The sequence below is a fragment of the Ureaplasma zalophigenitalium genome (assembly GCF_025780055.1).
Lineage (GTDB): Bacteria > Bacillota_I > Bacilli_A > Mycoplasmatales > Mycoplasmoidaceae > Ureaplasma > Ureaplasma zalophigenitalium.
Map to the genome: position 1 here is coordinate 1 of NZ_JAOXHJ010000047.1, position 255 is coordinate 255.

General features: G+C 28.2%; 1 protein-coding gene. It reads right to left on the bottom strand.

Features of this window, described 5'->3' with window-relative positions; all coding sequences use genetic code 4:
• On the bottom strand, nt 1-255 hold a 255-nt coding region (locus OF365_RS03290), incomplete at both ends, for a hypothetical protein (protein ID WP_263818178.1).

The following is a 255-nucleotide window of genomic DNA, read 5'->3' on the forward strand; positions in this document are numbered from 1 at the left end:
AGCCAAGGTTTTTTTGTAAAGATTATGGATTTCTTTTTTAAATTGTTTAATTATGATGTATCAGAATAAAAGAATGTTGCTTGTATTTGCTTGCTTTTGACAATTATCAACAAATCATTGTTCGATACTAGCAATTAAATTAGGCGCAAATCAGGCTTTGTTTTGTTCAAAAAACTGGTTTCGAAAGATCTCTAATTGTAAAGAATTTTCGATTTTGGATTCTAAGAGTTTTTTGTTAATCCCCTCATCAGTTTT